Raw genomic sequence first — 16,517 nt, forward strand, 5'->3', positions numbered from 1 at the left:
ACATGAATTTCGCGGCGGTGCTGCTGGCCGCGGCGCTCTGCATCGGTCCGGGCCCCTCGCTGGCGAGCCGCCGCGCCGCGATGCCGGTGCGCGGCGGTCGGCCCTTGCGGGGCCCGGCGCCGCCGCCCGGCCCGGATCCGCTGGCGGTCGCCTCCTGTCTGGACGTGCTGGCCGTGTGCCTGGGGGCGGGCATGGCAGTGTCGACGGCCGCGGCGGCCGCCGCCCCGTCCGCACCTCCGGATCTGGCCAGGGTGCTGCGCCGCGCCGCCGACCTCCTCGCGCTGGGCGCCGATCCCGCTGTCGCATGGTCGATTCCGCCCGGCCCGCAGGATCCGGCCGACCCGCACATCGACGCGCTGCTGCGACTGGCCCGGCGTTCGGCGTCCTCGGGGGCGGCGCTGGCCGATGGCGTCACCGAGTTGGCCGAGGAGTCTCGCCAGGACGCCGCGCACGCGGCGACCGCGGCCGCCGAGCGGGCCGGCGTACTGATCGCCGGACCGTTGGGTCTGTGCTTCCTGCCGGCGTTCATCTGCCTGGGCATCGTCCCGGTAGTGGCCGGCTTGGCCGGTGAAGTTCTGCAGTCGGGCCTGCTGTGAAACGAAGGGAAGACATTGATGATCAACATGATTCGCGGCCTCTGCGCACGTGCCGTCGTCCTGGTGGCCGACGAGTCGGGCATGTCGACCGTCGAGTACGCCATCGGGACCATCGCGGCGGCGGCCTTCGGTGCGGTGCTCTACACCGTCGTCACCGGCGACTCCATCGTCTCCGCGCTGACCAACATCATCGGTCGTGCGCTCAACACCAAGGTGTAGTCGCCAGTGCGGGCGCCAGCACGGTGGAGGCGGCACTGGGCATCGCCGCGCTCGTGGTGGTGCTGGTGCTGTGCCTGGCCGGTGTCACCGCGGTATCGATGCAGGTGCGCTGCGTCGACGCTGCCCGCGAAGCCGCCCGGCTGGCGGCCCGCGGCGACCAACGCTCGGCCGTGGCCGCGGCGCGCCGGCTCGCGCCCGGCGGTGCCCGAGTCGACTTGCGGCGCGACGGCGATTTCCTGGTGGCCACCGTCGTCGCGCATTCGAAGTTGTTGCCCACCATCGACATTGCGGCCAAAGCGGTCTCGGCGGCCGAGCCGGGCCGGTGAGCGGGGGTCGGCCACCCTGGTCGCCGCCTGGATGATCGTGGTGCTGCTGACGGCGACCGGGGCCGGCGCCTACCTGGGCTCGGCGGTCGTGGCACGGCACCGCGCCCAGGCGGTGGCCGACCTGGCCGCCTTGGCGGCCGCGGCGCGGTTGGGTTCCGGGGCGGATGCGGCCTGCGCCACAGCCGCCAGCGTGGCCCGCCAGATGCGTACCGACGACATTCGCTGTGTCGTCAACGGTCTCGATGTCGTCATCACCGCCCGGGTAGCGGTCGCCTTCGGCGGCGCGGCGAGGGCCGCGGCGCGGGCGGGGCCGGCGACCGGGGAATCCGGCTAGGGCGCGGCGTCGGGGCTGGGCGACAATCCCGCGGTGGCCAGCTCGTCGTCGGTGGGCAGCCGCAGCGACACCAGTCCGGCGTATGTGTCCGGTTCCAGCTCCACCCGGTTGACGGTGACGTGCACCGGCACCCAATCACCGTCATGCCCGGGCATCCGCAGCACCCGGCTGGTGGCGCCCCCGCTGAATTCCCTTGTCATGGTGGCCATCAGGTCGTGGTCGTCGGGATGAACCCGGGGCTTGCCCGTCTCGCTGCTGCGCCAGTCGTAGAAGGGGCAGGGCTCGTCGAGCCATTTCAGCAGAACCCACGTGTTGAGGTCGATCAGTGCGCGGTGCACGCCGGCCTGGGCCAGCCCGCTGAGGATTCGTTGCGCCAGAACGTCGGTCGAGACCTCCGGGCCCTTCAGTTCGGACGGCCAGTTCATCGCCCGCGCCACCAAGTGCTCCCGGCCGTCTGGCCCCGGTTCCAGAATCGTGCGTGCGACGAAACCTATCCGGATCGACTCGCCTCGCCAGTCGGTGAGATCCCAAGTGCTGCACAGGGTTTGGTCGGGCTTGGCCTTGACCGCCATGGCCAGCACCTTGGTTTCGTTCGGATTGAGTTCACGCGACGGAAGGTCCTCGGCGAACGCCCTGCCGAACGTGACTTCCACCTCGGGATTCTTCCCGCTGTTGAGCAGCGACTCCCGGGTGTCGGTGGCCACGCCGAGCGTCAGGTCCCACTTCAACGGCCCCGGGATCGGCCGCACGGGCGGCTCGACGTCGGCGGGGCCCGTCCAGACATGCACGCCGTGGATGAAACCGTCGGACATCACCACCGGTTCGGTGCGAATGATGCGGTCCCGCTTGGTCGTGATGCTGGTCAGGGCCTGGCCGGTCTGCACCGCCTCGGCGATCGCCGTGCGAACCGCGGCGAGATACGGGCTGCGGCGCAGGAAGGTGGTGATGGGCACCAGATTTTTGAGTTGACGGCCCTGCGCCACCACGGTGGGCTCACCCCCGAGCGTCTCCACGAGCAACCAGTCGTGGGCCATGCGGTCGACTTTACCGGTGAGCAGACCGGCCCAGGGGAGTGCCGGCGGTATCGCCGGTGCCCAAGCCCGCAGGCATCGACACCCGCCGAGCCGCGTCGCCGGTGCTTGCGATGCCGTCGCGGCCTTGGTAACTTTTGCTGCTGCGCCCGCATCGTCGGGATTGTGGGCGGCGCACAACCGAGTCATTCCTGATCCGCGCGACAGCACGCCGCCATTTCTTGAGCAGCAGGAAATGCGTTCTTGGCGTAGGCGTCACAAGACAAACCCGGTGAATCGACCGTCGAGGGGTCGGTCGTCATCGGCGGGTTTTGCGCTCCCGTGGCCCCTGCGCCAACTCTGCGAGGACCAGCTTCAGCACCAGCACCGCGCCCGCCTTGTCGAGTGGGTCGTTGCCGTTGCCGCACTTGGGGGACTGCACGCACGACGGGCACCCCCGCGGGCACTCGCATGCTTCGATGGCGGCTGCTGTCGCACCCAGCCAGGTGCGGGCCTGACGAAAGCCCCGCTCGGCGAATCCTGCGCCACCCGGATAGCCGTCGTAGACGAAGACGCTGGGCAAACCAAGGGGATCGGGCCCCACGGCGGTCGACAGACCGCCGATGTCGCCGCGGTCGCAACTGGCCACCAGCGGCAGCAGCCCGATCGCCGCATGCTCGGCGGCGTGCAACGCTCCGGGGATCCGCGTGTCCTCAATGCCGTTGCGCCGCAGCGCGTCCCCGGCGATCGTGTACATCACCGCCGTGGTGGCCAAGGTGTGTTCCGGCATGTCCAATTCGATGAAGTCGATCACCTCGCCGGAGAGCCTGCGACGCAGATAGCCCACCACCTGGTGGGTGACCCTGACCGGTACCAGACCCAACGTGACCGCGCCGAACGCCAACCGCTCGCCCGTACCGGTGACGGCGATATCGGTGATCTCGCGGGCGAACGTCGCGTAACCGGGGTCCTCGGCGTGCACGAACGCGATGCCCTCCTCGGGGTCCAGGGAGTCGACCACGTAGCTGTCGCCCTGATGCAGATACACCGCGCCGGGGTGAACGGTGGCCGGTGCCTGCCCGGCGCCGGCGCTGCCCAGCAGCCTTCCGGTATCGGCCTCGACGATGACGATCTGGCCACCCGCCGAGCCTCGAATGTCCACGGCGGCATGGGGTTCCAGGCCGGGCACCGGGAAATACCGGCCGCCGCGCCGCCGCAGCAGCCCGTCGTCGACCAGGCCGTCGGCCACCTCGGTGGCGCCCAAAGCGCGCACCTCGGCCTCGTCCAGCGGTAGTTCGGTTGCCGCGCACAGCAGCTGCGGGCCCAGGATGTAGGGGTTGGCCGGGTCGATCACCACCCGCTCGACCGGCTTGTCCAGCAGTGCGGCCGGGTTGTGCACCAGATAGGTATCCAGCGGATCGTCCCGGGCGATCAGCACCACCAAGGCGCCCTGCCCGCGCCGGCCGGACCGGCCCGCCTGCTGCCAGAACGAGGCGACCGTGCCGGGGAAGCCGGCGAGCACCACCGCGTCGAGCCCCGCGATGTCCACCCCCAGTTCCAGCGCGTTGGTGGTGGCCAGGCCCCGCAACCGGCCCTCGGCCAGCGCGCGCTCCAGCGCGGTGCGGTCCTCGGCGAGGTAGCCGGCCCGATACGACGCCACGGTCGGCGACAGCTCCGGCGCGACGTCGTCCAACCTGGTCCGGGCGCCCAGCGCGGTCAATTCCGCGGCGCGGCGCGACCGCACGAACGTGAGCGTCTGAGCGCCCTCGGCGATCAAGTCGGCCATCACCCGCGCCGCCTCGGCACCGGCGGAGCGGCGCACCGGCGCGCCGTTCTCGCCGGTCAAATCGGCGCGCAGCGCTGGCTCCCACAACGCCACCGTCCGGGCGCCCTGGGGCGAACCGTCCTCGGTGACCTCCTCGACCGGCAAGCCGATGAGCTCAGTGGCCGTCGCGCCCGGCGAATCCGTTGTGGCGCTGGCGAAGATCACCGTCGGCGAAGACGAATAACGGGCGCACAACCGCAGCAGGCGGCGCAGCACCATAGCCACGTTGGAGCCGAAAACTCCACGGTAGTAATGACATTCGTCGACGATCACGAATCGCAACCCACGCAACAAAACGGCCCAGCGGGCGTGGTTGCGCAAAATCGACAGATGGATCATGTCGGGATTGGAGAACAACCACCGCGAACGTTCCCGCGCGAAGCGCCGGACGTCGGCGGGGCTGTCACCGTCGTAGGCGGTGGGCGCGACGTCATGCAGCCGCGGAACGGCCGCGGTGAGCGCGTGCGCGGCCCGCAAGTGGTCATGGCCCAACGCCTTGGTCGGTGACAGGTAGAGCACCCTGGCCCGCGGATCGGTCGCCAACGCGTTGAGGACGGGAAGCTGGTAGGCCAGCGACTTGCCCGAGGCGGTACCGGTGCTGAGCACCACGTGACGTCCGGCGTACGCCAGATCCGCGGCCGCGAACTGATGCGACCAGGGTGAGGTGATCCCGCGTTCGGCGAACGCGCTGACCACGTCGGCCTCGGCCCAGGCCGGCCAATCGAGCGGCCGGCCGCTGCGCGGTGGCAGTTCGGCGACATGGCGCAGCGGATGCTCGTCTGACGCGGTTCCGGCGAGTGCGGCGGCAAGCAGGTCACTGCCGAAGCTCGCCATCTCACTCCTTCCGTGAATCCGTCGTGAAATCGGCCCCGCAATAGGCCTTCGAATCGGCGGGAGACACAAGTCTGTCGCCAACGCGATGAACATGGTTGACTATTTGCGGTCGCAGCTTCTGTGTTCGTGTCAAACTTTCGCAGGATCGACGTTGCGGCCGCGGTTCCTGCGAGGTTAATTGGTCGGGTGAAGTTCCGGCGACTCAGCGAGGTAAGCGGTCGTACCAGGCCCGGGGCATCGAAAGGCGATGCCCCGCACCCAGAAGAAAAGGAAAGATCGAGAGATGCCACAGGGAACTGTGAAGTGGTTCAACGCGGAGAAGGGCTTCGGGTTCATTGCTCCCGAAGACGGTTCCGCTGATGTGTTTGTCCACTACACGGAGATCCAGGGTTCGGGCTTCCGCACCCTCGAAGAAAACCAAAAGGTCGAGTTCGAGATCGGCCACAGCCCTAAGGGCCCCCAGGCCACCGGAGTCCGCTCCGTCTAAGACAGAGCAGACCTGAACGGATACCCCCCGTGCAGACCCGCCCAGCGGGTCACGCCGGGGGGTTTCCTCTTGTACTGCCGCGAGCACGTGTGCCCCGGACGCCGCGCCGGTTGCCTCAAGACGCGGACGGGCCCGCTGGCCTACTGTCGGGGGCGTGAGCCAGCTTTCCTTCTTCACAGCGGAGTCGGTGCCGCCCGCGGTCGCCGATCTTTCCGGGGTGCTGGCGGCGTCCGGGCAGATCGTCACCGTGGGTACCACCGGTGAGAATCCCGTCGGGGGTGCCCGGCTGTCGGTGGTCGTGGATCAGCCCTGGCGGGCCTCCGGGCTGGCCGAGATGATCCGGGAGGCAGGCCTGGTCGCGGAGATCAGCCGCACCGACGAGGACACCCCGCTGGTGCGGACGGCGGTGGACCCGTCATTGCGGACGCTGGCCACCGAATGGACGCGCGGTGCGGTCAAGACCGTGCCGCCGCGTTGGCTGCCCGGGCCGCGTGAGCTGCGGGCGTGGACACTGGTGGCCGGAAACCCGGAGGGCGAGCACTACCTGCTGGCGTTGGATCCCCACGCGCCGGACACGCACTCGCCGCTGGCGTCGGCTTTGATGCGCGTCGGGATCGCGCCCACCCTGATCGGCACCCGCGGCGGTCGGCCGGCGCTGCGGATCAGCGGACGCCGTCGGCTATCGCGCCTGGTAGAAAACGTGGGGGAGCCCCCCGAGGGCGCCGAGGCGTTGTCGCGGTGGCCGCGCGTTTAGCCAGGAGATGGCGCCCGAAATCGCGTCGGCTTTTCGTCGTTGTCGCGAAGGTCAGTTTGCGTGGGCGCGCCCAAGGGTGCGAAATTGTCAGGTGCCGCAGGGCGAAGGAACGGTCGCGTACCTGAGTTTCACCGGAATTTTCGATGCCGACCTGTCATTCTTCCTGCAGGTGGTCTCGTGGGGGGACCAATCAGGGATGGAGCGTAAGGGCAGTTGGCTGACCCGAAACTGAAGGACACCGGCAGCGGCCGGCGGCGGCTCGTGATCGTCGAGTCGCCCACCAAGGCGCGCAAACTGGCCAGCTACCTGGGTTCCAGGTACATCGTCGAATCGTCGCGCGGTCACATCCGCGACCTCCCCCGGGCCGCGGCCGACGTGCCGGCCAAATTCAAGTCGGAGCCCTGGGCCCGCCTCGGGGTCAACGTCGACGCGGACTTCGAACCGCTGTACATCATCAGCCCCGAGAAGAAGAGCACGGTCACCGAGCTCAAGGGATTACTCAAGGACGTCGACGAGCTCTACCTGGCGACGGATGGCGACCGCGAGGGCGAGGCCATCGCCTGGCACCTGCTGGAAACCCTCAAGCCGAACATTCCGGTCAAGCGGATGGTGTTTCACGAGATCACCGAGCCGGCGATCCTCGAGGCCGCCGAAAACCCCCGGGACCTCGACATCGACCTGGTCGACGCGCAGGAGACCCGGCGCATCCTGGACCGCCTGTACGGCTACGAGGTCAGCCCGGTGCTGTGGAAGAAGGTCGCGCCCAAGCTGTCGGCGGGCCGGGTGCAATCGGTGGCCACCCGCATCATCGTGCAGCGGGAACGCGACCGCATGGCGTTTCGCAGCGCCTCTTACTGGGACATCCTGGCCAAGCTGGACGCCAGCGTGTCCGATCCGACGGCACAGCCGCCCACCTTCACCGCCCGGCTGACCGGTGTCGACGGCCTGCGCGTTGCGACCGGCCGCGACTTCGACTCGCTGGGGCAGCTGCGCAAGGCCGACGAGGTGACGATCCTCGACGAGGCGAGCGCGACGCAGCTGGCCGCGGGCCTGCGCGGCGCCCAGCTCACCGTCGCGTCGGTGGAGGAAAAGCCCTACACCCGGCGCCCCTACGCGCCGTTCATGACCTCGACGCTGCAGCAGGAGGCCGGCCGCAAGCTGCGGTTCTCCTCCGAGCGCACGATGAGCATCGCCCAGCGGCTTTATGAGAACGGCTACATCACCTATATGCGTACCGACTCCACGACGCTGTCGGAGTCGGCGATCAACGCCGCGCGCACCCAGGCGCGCCAGCTCTACGGCGCCGAATACGTCTCCCCGTCGCCGCGCCAGTACACACGCAAGGTCAAGAACGCCCAGGAGGCCCACGAGGCGATCCGCCCCGCGGGTGAGACGTTCGCGACTCCGGACGCGGTGCGCCGCGAGCTCGACGGCGACGAATTCCGCATCTACGAGCTGATCTGGCAACGCACGGTGGCCTCGCAGATGGCCGACGCGCGCGGCACCACGCTGAGCCTGCGGATCAACGGCCAATCAGCCGGCCGGGACGTAATGTTTTCGGCCAGCGGTCGCACCATCACCTTCGCGGGCTTTTTGAAGGCTTACGTGGAGACGGTGGACGAGTTGGCCGGTGGTGAGGCCGACGACGCCGAGAGCCGGCTGCCGCAGCTGACCCAGGGCCGGCGGCTGGACGCCCTCGAACTCACCCCCGACGGCCACGCCACCAACCCGCCGGCGCGCTACACGGAGGCGTCACTGGTCAAGGCCCTCGAAGAGCTGGGCATCGGCCGTCCGTCGACGTACTCCTCGATCATCAAGACCATCCAGGACCGCGGCTACGTGCACAAGAAGGGCAGCGCGCTGGTGCCGTCCTGGGTGGCGTTCGCCGTAACCGGTTTGCTGGAACAACATTTCGGCCGCCTGGTCGACTATGACTTCACCGCCGCGATGGAAGACGAGCTCGACGCGATCGCCTCGGGACAGGAACGGCGCACCGACTGGCTCAACAATTTCTACTTCGGCGGCGAGCACGGGGTGGCCGACTCGGTGGCCCGCTCCGGTGGCCTAAAGAAACTGGTCGGCGTCAACCTGGAGGGCATCGACGCTCGAGAAGTCAACTCCATCAGGCTCTTTGACGACGAGCAGGGCCGGCCGGTGTACGTGCGGGTGGGCAAGAACGGGCCGTATCTGGAACGCATGGTGGCCGGCGGGCCCGATGATCCCAGCGGCGAACTGAAACCGCAGCGGGCCAACCTCAACGATTCGCTGACCCCCGACGAGCTGACGCTGGAGGTGGCCGAGCAGCTGTTCGCCACCCCGCAAGAGGGTCGCGTGCTCGGGGTCGACCCGAACACCGGCCACGAGATCGTCGCCAAGGACGGGCGCTACGGGCCATACGTTTCCGAGGTTCTGCCGGAGCCACCGCCCGACGACGACGGCAGCGCCGCGCCGGCGAAGAAGGGCAAGAAGCCCACGGGCCCCAAGCCTCGCACCGGTTCGCTGCTGCGCACCATGGACCTGCAGACGGTGACGCTCGAGGACGCGCTGCGGCTGCTTTCGCTGCCGCGGGTGGTCGGCGTCGACCCCGCCTCCGGCGAGGAGATCACCGCGCAGAACGGCCGCTACGGCCCATACCTGAAGCGCGGCACCGATTCTCGCTCGCTGGCGACCGAGGAGCAGATGTTCGACATCACCCTCGAGGAAGCGCTGAAGATCTACGCCGAACCCAAACGCCGCGGAAGGCAAGGCGCCGCCGCGCCGCCGCTGCGTGAGTTGGGCGCCGACCCGGCGACGGGCAAGCCGATGGTGATCAAGGACGGCCGGTTCGGGCCGTACGTCACCGACGGTGAGACGAACGCCAGCCTGCGCAAGGGCGATGACGTCCTCTCCATCACCGACGAGCGCGCCGCGGAACTGCTGGCGGACCGCCGGGCGCGGGGTCCGGCCAAGCGTCCCGCGAAGAAGGCCGCCCGCAAGGCCCCGGCCAAGAAGGCCGCCAAGCGCAGCTAGCCCGGCTCAGTAGCCCGGGCCGATGGTCTCACCGGACATCTCCTGGGCCCGGACCTGCGTGGGCGCGGAGTCCGTGTCGGCCAGGTGCACGGGGCGCGCCAGCTGGGTGGGCGCCCGGCGGCCGCGCAGCTCGACGACCTCGCCGACATCCCAGCACAGGGCTTCGGCGTCCAGCGCCCCACTGACCGCGATCGCCGACGCGAGCACGTGCCCCGGTTCGAGCTTGGCCAGCTCGGTCAGCCGGGCGGCCTCGTTGACCGGGTCCCCGATCACGGTGTACTCGAAGCGCGCCTGCGCGCCGATGTGGCCGGCGATGGCCCGCCCGGAGGACACCCCGATGCCGAACTCCGCCGAACCGATGACCGGCAGCAGCGCGTCGTGCAGTTCCCGGGCCGCGGCCAGCGCCCCACCGGGTGAGTCGGGATGTTCGATCGGCGCGCCGAAGATGGCCAGCGCGGCGTCGCCCTGGAACTTGTTGACGAAACCCCCATGCTTGCCGACGGTTTCGACGACCACCCGGAAGAACTCGTTGAGCAGGTGGACGACCTCGGCGGGTGGGCGGGTCGCGGCCAGCTGGGTGGAGCCGACCAGGTCCACGAACAGCACCGCGACATCGCGCTCCTGGCCGCCCAGCTCGGTGCCACGCTCCAGCGCCCGCCGGGCCACGTCCTCACCGACGTAGCGGCCGAACAGGTCGCGCAGTCGCTGCCGCTCGGACAGGTCGCGCACCATGTCGTTAAAGCCCGCCTGCAGCAGGCCCAGCTCGCTGGCGTCGTAGATCTGCATGTGCGCGTTGTAATTTCCACGCTGCACCTCCGAGAGCGCCCAGCGCAGTTGGCGCAGCGGGTCGGCGATCGACATGGCCACCAGCAGCGTGCTGATCAACCCGATGCCCAGCGCCGCCACCGCCAGCAACAGGATCGGGGTGAACAACTTCTCCGGCGTCGCATGCAGTAGCGAGATCTTGTCGGCCACCACCGCCAGCACGATCGCCAGCACCGGCACGGCGGTGGACAGCATCCAGGTCAGGATCTGGCGCAGGATGACCCCGGGCGCCTTGACGTTCTCGGGCACCCCGCTGCGCAGGGCGGCCACCGCGACCGGCCTCAGCACCCGCTCGGACTGCAGGTACCCGATGATCGAGGTGGCCGCGGCGCCCAGCCCGGTGGCCACCGCCACCACGGGAGCGGCGTACCTGGCCACCGACCAGCTGGCGATAATGAACACCACGCTGCCGATGGCCCAGGCCACGATGCTGATCAAGGTGCGGTAGAACGGCATTCGCAGCGCCCGGCTGCGGGCGAGTTCGGTGGCCGCGGGATCGGCCTCGGCGAGCATGTTGTCGCGGCGCTGCCACCGGAACACCGGCAGCAGCAGCCGCAGAGTCAGCGCCAATCCGGTGAGGAAGACGACGACCAGTGCGGTGGCGAAGATCGCCACGTTCAGGACTGGCAGGTCCTGTAACTGGATGCGGTCTTCGGGCGGCAGCGCGTAGCGAAGGAAGCCGAGCACGAACAGGGCGCCGATGATGTCGGCCTGCAGCATGCTGAGCGAGAACAGCGGCCACGGCGTGCGCATCACCCAGCGGACGAATGCGCTGATCCGCCCCGGTAGTGCCGCCGCCGTTGTCACCAACCCACCGTATCGGTCACCGGTGACCCTTCGGAAACTTAATACGGATCTCGGCGGGCGGCCCGGGGCCCGCCACGACGTCGAAGATAACGGAATGGTCGCGGTACGGTGGCCGTTCGGTATCTGTCGCCAGCGCCATTACTGTTACCGGTGATGTCCGGGGTGTTTACGCGGCTGGTAGGCCAGGATGCGGTGACGGCCGAGCTATTGGCGGCCGCCCACGCCGCTCGCGGTGACTCAGCGCACAGCGGGGTGGCCGCCGGGACTATGACACACGCGTGGCTGATCACCGGTCCGCCGGGTTCCGGACGCTCGGTGGCGGCGTTGTGTTTCGCGGCCGCGCTGCAGTGCACGTCCGACGGCGAGCCGGGCTGCGGGCGTTGCCACGCGTGCACGACGACCATGGCCGGCACCCACGCCGACGTGCGGCGGGTGATCCCCGAAGGCCTGTCCATCGGCGTCGACGAGATGCGCTCGATCGTGCAGATCGCGTCGCGGCGGCCCGCCACCGGCCATTGGCAGATCGTGGTGATCGAGGATGCGGACCGGCTGACCGAAGGCGCCGCCAACGCCCTGCTGAAGGTGGTCGAGGAACCGCCGCCGTCGACGGTGTTCCTGCTGTGCGCGCCGTCGGTGGATCCCGAGGACATCGCCATCACGTTGCGTTCCCGGTGCCGGCATGTGGCGCTGGTGACGCCGTCGACCGAGGCGATCGCGCACGTGCTGGTCGACAGCGACGGCCTGACACCAGACACGGCGAGCTGGGCGGCGTCGGTCAGCGGTGGCCATGTGGGCCGGGCGCGACGGCTGGCCACCGACCCCGAGGCCCGCGCGCGCCGGGAGCGGTCGCTGACGCTGGTGCGCGACGCCGCCACCCCGTCGCGGGCCTACGCCGCCGCCGAAGAGCTGGTGGCGGCGGCCGAAGCCGAGGCCATCGTGCTGACCGCGGACCGCGCCGAGGCCGAGACCGAAGAGCTGCGCACGGCCTTGGGTGCCGGCGGCACCGGCAAGGGCACCGCGGGCGCGATGCGCGGCGCGGCCGGAGCGCTGAAGGACCTTGAGCGACGGCAGAAGTCGCGTCAGACCCGGGCCTCGCGAGATTCCCTGGACCGCGCGCTGATCGACCTGGCGACCTACTTCCGGGACGCGCTGATGACGTCGGCCAACGCCGGCGCGGTGCGGGCCAACCATCCCGATATGGCTGAGCGGGTCGCTGCGCTGGCCGCCCACGCCCCACCCGCGCGGCTGCTGCGCTGCATCGAAGCGGTGCTCGAATGCCGCGAGGCGCTGGCGATCAACGTCAAGCCGAAGTTCGCCGTCGACGCCATGGTCGCCACCATCGGCCAGGAACTGCGCGATTGATTTCGTGGTGCCCGCCCGCCTGCCGTAGACTCGTGCCGCCCGGCGTGCGGGTATGCCGCCTTAGCTCAGTCGGTAGAGCGATTCACTCGTAATGAATAGGTCGGGGGTTCGATTCCCCCAGGCGGCTCCATATTTCCGCCCAGAGTCACGCCAGGGTGGCTGTCGGCGTCGAGGGTCACGCTGGCGTGACAATCGCCGGACCAATCAAGCCGGTGCGACGAACCCCACCGGGCCCGATGCGAGACACAACGCCAGCGCGGTCGTGTTGGCGCGCACGGTGATCGCGTCCCCGGCGCCAGGCAGCCGGGCGAAGACCCGGTTGAGGCCGGGATGCACCGGCACCTTGACCTCGGGGCCTTGCGTCATCGACAACGTCATCGAGCCGTCGCTGTTGGCCAGGTAATTCAGTTCGAGGGTCCAGTCTGCGGGTAGCAGCGGGCCGTCGAGGACCATGCGCGCCGGCCTGTCCGGCTGCGCGAAGTAGCCGCACTGCGGCATCGGCCCGGGCGCGATGGTCCGAACCCAGGTGACCCGCGCCTTGATCAACCGCCCCGAGCTGTCGATCATGCGCAATTGAGTTGTTGCAGAAGCGAATTCGGGCCTATCGCGCAGCAGGGCGAACAGGTGGCTGGCCAGATTCTCCGGCGCGGCCACCCGCTGCAGCACCAACGGATCGACCTCCTGATCCAGCAGCGGCGCGTCCGAGGCCGCACGCGCGGTCGCCAGAGAAGACCGGGCGTTCCGCAGGTAGGGCTGCGCGGGGTTGTCGCGCCAGCTGGTCAGGAACGTCGACGTCGAGTACAGGCTGCTGGCCACGAACAACACCGCCAACACCGCGACAACCGCGGTGCGTTTCGGCGAAGCGTCGAGCCGGCGCGGCCCGGCCCGCCGGTTGGGGGCGCACAATGCGACGGCGGCCAGCAGTGCCAGCACCACGACCAGATCCGGCAGGTAGCGCAGCGTCTGCGCGAGTTCCAGCGCGGTCTGCTTCGAGGACCGCATCAAATAGATCGGCACCTGACAGGCCACGGCGTAGCCGACGGCGACCAGCCACACCGGACCGATGCGTTCCTTGCGAACCAGCGACAGCGCCACGGTTCCGGCCAGCACCAGCCAGCCGAGGGCCATCACCGACAGCGGGGGCGTGGCCCAGGGTGAGGCCGGCGCCCACCGATCCCAGTGCCACGGCCCGCCGGCCAGCCCCGGCACGATGCCGTGCGTGATCGACCGCATCAGGAGTCGCCACGTCATCGAAAGGTCGGAACTCCACCGCTGCTGATTGACGACGGCCAGATACAGCGCGACCCAGGCCGCGGTGAGTGCCAGGGCGGCGATCCACAATCGCCGGCCGGCCCGCCACACCGTCGCCAGCGCCGACCCGAGGCTCCGATCGCCGGTCACGTGGCACAGCAGCGCGGTCACCGCGAAGGCGACGAACGGGATCACCGCGGCCTTCTCGAAGAACAGCAGCCCGCCGAAGTACACGAGCACGCCCGTCGCGGCGTAGCGCCGGCTGCCGGTGCGCACCAGCAGGATGGCGTCGGCGCACACCCAGGCCAGCGCGGCCAGCATCGGCAGCGAGTTCAACGCCGCCGCCCACCACGCGAATCCGGGCACGGCCAACGGCGTGAACAACGCGAACGTCAACGGGATCAGCAGCACCGGCCGCCAGCCCAAGATGACGTACAGGGCCCGCAACAACGCCAGCGAGGCCAGCAGTTGCAGCACCACCAGGCTGACCGCGGGCCCGGTCCAGTTCAGCGGCGCAAGCCGGATGATGATGCCCGCGACCAGAAATGCCCCGGGCATGACGTGTCCGTCATGGTCGTCGAACAGATACGACGGCGCGAGCAGGTTGTGGGTGCCGGCCTTGCCGATGAGGATCAGGTCGTCCCAGTAGAAGTAGCCGCCGACGGCCAGGACCGCGCGCACCACCAGCTGCACCGCGATGAGCGTGGCGGCCAGGGCAGCTATGTATGGTGGGCCGGTGCGTGCACTGGTTACCGGGGCGGCCGGATTCATCGGGTCGACGCTAGTCGACCGGCTGTTGGCCGACGGTCATGCGGTGGTGGGGCTGGACAACTTCGCCTCCGGCCGCGCGACCAACCTCGAGCACCTGGCCGGCAATCCGGCATACGCCTTCGTCGAGGCGGACATCGTGACCGCCGACCTGGAGGCCATCCTCGACGAGCACCGCCCGGAGGTGGTGTTTCACCTGGCGGCGCAGATCGACGTGCGGCACTCGGTGGCCGACCCGCAATTCGACGCTTCGGTCAACGTGATCGGCACGGTGCGGCTGGCCGAGGCCGCGCGACGGGCGCAGGTCCGCAAGGTCGTGCACACCTCCTCGGGCGGATCCATCTACGGCACCCCGCCGCGCTACCCCACGCCCGAGACCGTGCCGACCGACCCCGCGTCGCCGTACGCGGCGGGCAAGGTGGCGGGCGAGATCTACCTGAACACCTTCCGCCACCTGTACGGCCTGGACTGCTCGCACATCGCCCCGGCGAATGTCTATGGCCCCCGCCAGGATCCGCACGGTGAGGCCGGTGTGGTGGCGATCTTCGCCCAGGCGCTGCTCTCGGGTAAGCCCACCAAGGTCTTCGGCGACGGCGGCAACACCCGGGACTACGTTTTCGTCGACGATGTCGTGGACGCCTTCGTCAAGGCATCCGGCGATGCGGGCGGCGGGCAGCGGTTCAACATCGGCACCGGCATCGAAACCTCGGACCGCCAGCTGCATTCGGCGGTCGCGGCCGCCGTCGGCGGGCCCGACGACCCGGAATTCGCGCCGCCGCGGCTCGGCGACCTCAAGCGGTCCTGCCTCGACATCAGTTCGGCCGCAGCGGTATTGGGCTGGAAACCGAAGGTCGACCTAGCCGACGGGGTGGCCCGCACGGTGGAATTCTTCCGCCGGACGCAGAACCGCTAGCCCGCTTCGGGCGCCTGAGCGGACTCCAGCGCCACCGCCCGGGCCAGCCGCGCGTAGCGCAGCTCGAGGTCCTTGAATCGCATGTAGGTGCTGAGCGTGGTGAAGCAGAACGCCATGATCAGCGCGTAGAGCATCAGGTCGGTCCCGCGGCGCACCCCGAACCACTGCGCCACCACCGTCGTGTCATCGGGTCGCAGCACGGCGTAGATGCCGGCCAGCACGAACACCACGTAGCCCACCTTCACCCACGCCTTCGACCGCGAATTGCGGCGCGAGCGCAACAGATACACCAGCAGCGCAACGATCGCCCCGATCAGCAGCACCTGGATCCAGTTCATGGAGTCCTCCCTCGCAGGAACCCGTCGAAAATGATGTTGACGCCGTTGAGCAGGGGCTGGCCCTTCGACATCGAGTACTCGGTGTAGAGCACCTCGATCGGCTCTTCGGTGACACGCCAATGGTTTTCGTCGATCAACATGATGAATTCGTTGGCGTGGCTCATGCCGCTCATCGTGATGTCCAACCCGTCGGCGACCTTCTTGTTGAACACCCGAAGCCCATTGTTGGTGTCGGTCAGGCCAAGTCGGCGGCCGCGCCGGCTCAACCGCGCGGCGGTCTGCAACACGATCCGTTTCACGAACGGCGGCCGGGCGCCGTGCTGCGCGCCGAACCGGGTGCCGACGACGACGTCGACGTCGCCGGCGCCCAACCGGTCGACCATCGTCGCCAGATCCTTGACGCGGTGCTGGCCGTCGGCGTCGAAAGTGGCGAAAATCTGGGCCCCCGGCTGCTTGCGCGCGTACTCGACACCGGTCTGGATCGCGGCGCCCTGGCCGAGGTTGATCGGGTGCCTCACCAGGTGAGCGCCGGCCCGCCGGGCGATCTCGCCGGTGTCGTCGGCGCTGCCGTCGTCCACGCACACGACATGGTCGAACACCGCGCGCACATCAGCTACCACCTCGCCGATGACAGCTGCTTCGTTGAAGGCGGGAATGACGACCCAGACGACATCCGTTTCAATACCCATTTAAGCCCACAAGGTACACGCTGCTGCGGCCATATCAGCCGGTAGAGCGCGCGGCGCGCGACAAAGCGACCAAGTGAACGCCGATCCCCACCGCCGGGCCGCACAGCAGTCCGACCACGGTTCGGGTCTGCAGGGACAGCGGCAGCAATAGCAGCAACCCCGACGCGACC

Annotated in this window: 15 protein-coding genes, 1 tRNA gene and 1 pseudogene; 10 read left to right on the plus strand and 7 right to left on the minus strand. The window is 69.3% G+C overall.

Going from position 1 to position 16,517, the window contains the following annotated elements:
- Window positions 1-2 precede the first annotated feature (2 nt).
- Genes AC5Y4T_RS20940 through AC5Y4T_RS20955 form a run of 4 tightly spaced genes read left to right on the plus strand, consistent with a single transcriptional unit; the run spans window position 3 to window position 1,475 of the window.
- The gene (locus tag AC5Y4T_RS20940; protein WP_499955168.1) at window positions 3-596 is read left to right on the plus strand and encodes a type II secretion system F family protein; all 594 of its coding nucleotides are present in this window, start codon (window positions 3-5) and stop codon (window positions 594-596) included.
- Window positions 597-614: 18 nt separating this feature from the next.
- Entirely contained in the window at window positions 615-815 is a 201-nt protein-coding gene (locus tag AC5Y4T_RS20945; RefSeq protein WP_499955170.1) for a DUF4244 domain-containing protein, read from the plus strand.
- 23 nt (window positions 816-838) lie between these two features.
- Window positions 839-1,141 carry a TadE family type IV pilus minor pilin gene (locus AC5Y4T_RS20950; protein WP_499917089.1) on the plus strand — a complete coding sequence of 101 codons (303 nt, stop codon included), beginning with the start codon at window positions 839-841 and terminating at the stop codon, window positions 1,139-1,141.
- Window positions 1,101-1,475, plus strand: a complete 375-nt coding sequence (locus AC5Y4T_RS20955; protein ID WP_499955172.1) for an Rv3654c family TadE-like protein — start codon at window positions 1,101-1,103, stop codon at window positions 1,473-1,475. Before AC5Y4T_RS20950 ends, AC5Y4T_RS20955 begins: the two co-directional genes overlap by 41 nt.
- On the opposite strand, the gene AC5Y4T_RS20960 is transcribed toward AC5Y4T_RS20955, so the two are convergent.
- Window positions 1,472-2,509 carry a PAS domain-containing protein gene (locus tag AC5Y4T_RS20960; protein ID WP_499955174.1) on the minus strand — a complete coding sequence of 346 codons (1,038 nt, stop codon included), beginning with the start codon at window positions 2,507-2,509 and terminating at the stop codon, window positions 1,472-1,474. The genes AC5Y4T_RS20955 and AC5Y4T_RS20960 overlap by 4 nt on opposite strands.
- Before the next feature lie 295 nt (window positions 2,510-2,804).
- On the minus strand, window positions 2,805-5,144 hold the full coding sequence (locus AC5Y4T_RS20965) for a DEAD/DEAH box helicase (protein ID WP_499955176.1): 2,340 nt from the start codon (window positions 5,142-5,144) through the stop codon (window positions 2,805-2,807).
- 283 nt (window positions 5,145-5,427) lie between these two features.
- Here AC5Y4T_RS20965 and cspA point away from each other — a divergent pair, with 283 nt between their 5' ends.
- From cspA to topA, 3 genes are all read left to right on the plus strand, one after another.
- A complete protein-coding gene (gene cspA / locus AC5Y4T_RS20970) occupies window positions 5,428-5,631 on the plus strand; it encodes a cold shock protein CspA (RefSeq protein WP_007166602.1) in 204 nt (67 codons plus the stop codon).
- A 154-nt stretch (window positions 5,632-5,785) separates the two neighbouring features.
- Window positions 5,786-6,385, plus strand: a complete 600-nt coding sequence (locus AC5Y4T_RS20975; protein WP_499955178.1) for a hypothetical protein — start codon at window positions 5,786-5,788, stop codon at window positions 6,383-6,385.
- 213 nt (window positions 6,386-6,598) lie between these two features.
- Window positions 6,599-9,394: a type I DNA topoisomerase gene (gene topA / locus AC5Y4T_RS20980; RefSeq protein WP_499955180.1), complete on the plus strand. Its 2,796-nt coding sequence runs from the start codon at window positions 6,599-6,601 to the stop codon at window positions 9,392-9,394.
- Between the two features lie 6 nt (window positions 9,395-9,400).
- On the opposite strand, the gene AC5Y4T_RS20985 is transcribed toward topA, so the two are convergent.
- Window positions 9,401-11,026 carry an adenylate/guanylate cyclase domain-containing protein gene (locus AC5Y4T_RS20985; RefSeq protein ID WP_499917083.1) on the minus strand — a complete coding sequence of 542 codons (1,626 nt, stop codon included), beginning with the start codon at window positions 11,024-11,026 and terminating at the stop codon, window positions 9,401-9,403.
- A gap of 153 nt (window positions 11,027-11,179) precedes the next feature.
- On the opposite strand from AC5Y4T_RS20985, the gene AC5Y4T_RS20990 reads away from it, so the two are divergent.
- Together AC5Y4T_RS20990 and AC5Y4T_RS20995 are read left to right on the plus strand one after the other, a co-directional pair.
- Window positions 11,180-12,388, plus strand: coding sequence for a DNA polymerase III subunit delta' (locus AC5Y4T_RS20990; protein WP_499917082.1), 1,209 nt, complete (start codon window positions 11,180-11,182; stop codon window positions 12,386-12,388).
- A 54-nt stretch (window positions 12,389-12,442) separates the two neighbouring features.
- Window positions 12,443-12,518 (plus strand) — tRNA-Thr (locus AC5Y4T_RS20995).
- Between the two features lie 74 nt (window positions 12,519-12,592).
- On the opposite strand, the gene AC5Y4T_RS21000 is transcribed toward AC5Y4T_RS20995, so the two are convergent.
- A complete protein-coding gene (locus AC5Y4T_RS21000; RefSeq protein ID WP_499955182.1) occupies window positions 12,593-14,410 on the minus strand; it encodes a hypothetical protein in 1,818 nt (605 codons plus the stop codon).
- Between AC5Y4T_RS21000 and AC5Y4T_RS21005 the strand changes: the two genes are divergently transcribed.
- Window positions 14,376-15,320 carry an NAD-dependent epimerase/dehydratase family protein gene (locus AC5Y4T_RS21005; RefSeq protein ID WP_499917080.1) on the plus strand — a complete coding sequence of 315 codons (945 nt, stop codon included), beginning with the start codon at window positions 14,376-14,378 and terminating at the stop codon, window positions 15,318-15,320. The two genes, AC5Y4T_RS21000 and AC5Y4T_RS21005, sit on opposite strands and share 35 nt — an antisense overlap.
- Here the strand turns inward: AC5Y4T_RS21005 and AC5Y4T_RS21010 are convergent.
- From AC5Y4T_RS21010 to AC5Y4T_RS21020, 3 genes and pseudogenes are all read right to left on the minus strand, one after another.
- Complete coding sequence (locus tag AC5Y4T_RS21010) at window positions 15,317-15,658, minus strand: DUF2304 domain-containing protein (protein ID WP_499917079.1); 342 nt, start codon at window positions 15,656-15,658, stop codon at window positions 15,317-15,319. The genes AC5Y4T_RS21005 and AC5Y4T_RS21010 overlap by 4 nt on opposite strands.
- Window positions 15,655-16,347 (minus strand): polyprenyl-phospho-N-acetylgalactosaminyl synthase PpgS, encoded by a 693-nt coding sequence (ppgS, locus tag AC5Y4T_RS21015; protein ID WP_499917078.1) that lies wholly within the window; start codon window positions 16,345-16,347, stop codon window positions 15,655-15,657. Before ppgS ends, AC5Y4T_RS21010 begins: the two co-directional genes overlap by 4 nt.
- Window positions 16,348-16,381: 34 nt before the next feature.
- Window positions 16,382-16,517, minus strand: a pseudogene (locus AC5Y4T_RS21020) (hypothetical protein); the annotation flags it as partial.

This window comes from Mycobacterium sp. NGS11, from assembly GCF_059813315.1.

Bases quoted from the DNA above. Each gene is read 5' to 3' on its own strand.
- AC5Y4T_RS20940 (WP_499955168.1), top strand. From the start codon at position 3: ATGAATTTCGCGGCGGTGCTGCTGGCCGCGGCGCTCTGCATCGGTCCG.
- AC5Y4T_RS20945 (WP_499955170.1), top strand. From the start codon at position 615: ATGATCAACATGATTCGCGGCCTCTGCGCACGTGCCGTCGTCCTGGTG.
- AC5Y4T_RS20960 (WP_499955174.1), bottom strand. From the start codon at position 2,509: ATGGCCCACGACTGGTTGCTCGTGGAGACGCTCGGGGGTGAGCCCACC.
- AC5Y4T_RS20965 (WP_499955176.1), bottom strand. From the start codon at position 5,144: ATGGCGAGCTTCGGCAGTGACCTGCTTGCCGCCGCACTCGCCGGAACC.
- cspA (WP_007166602.1), top strand. From the start codon at position 5,428: ATGCCACAGGGAACTGTGAAGTGGTTCAACGCGGAGAAGGGCTTCGGG.
- AC5Y4T_RS20990 (WP_499917082.1), top strand. From the start codon at position 11,180: ATGTCCGGGGTGTTTACGCGGCTGGTAGGCCAGGATGCGGTGACGGCC.
- AC5Y4T_RS21000 (WP_499955182.1), bottom strand. From the start codon at position 14,410: ATGAATCCGGCCGCCCCGGTAACCAGTGCACGCACCGGCCCACCATAC.
- AC5Y4T_RS21010 (WP_499917079.1), bottom strand. From the start codon at position 15,658: ATGAACTGGATCCAGGTGCTGCTGATCGGGGCGATCGTTGCGCTGCTG.
- ppgS (WP_499917078.1), bottom strand. From the start codon at position 16,347: ATGGGTATTGAAACGGATGTCGTCTGGGTCGTCATTCCCGCCTTCAAC.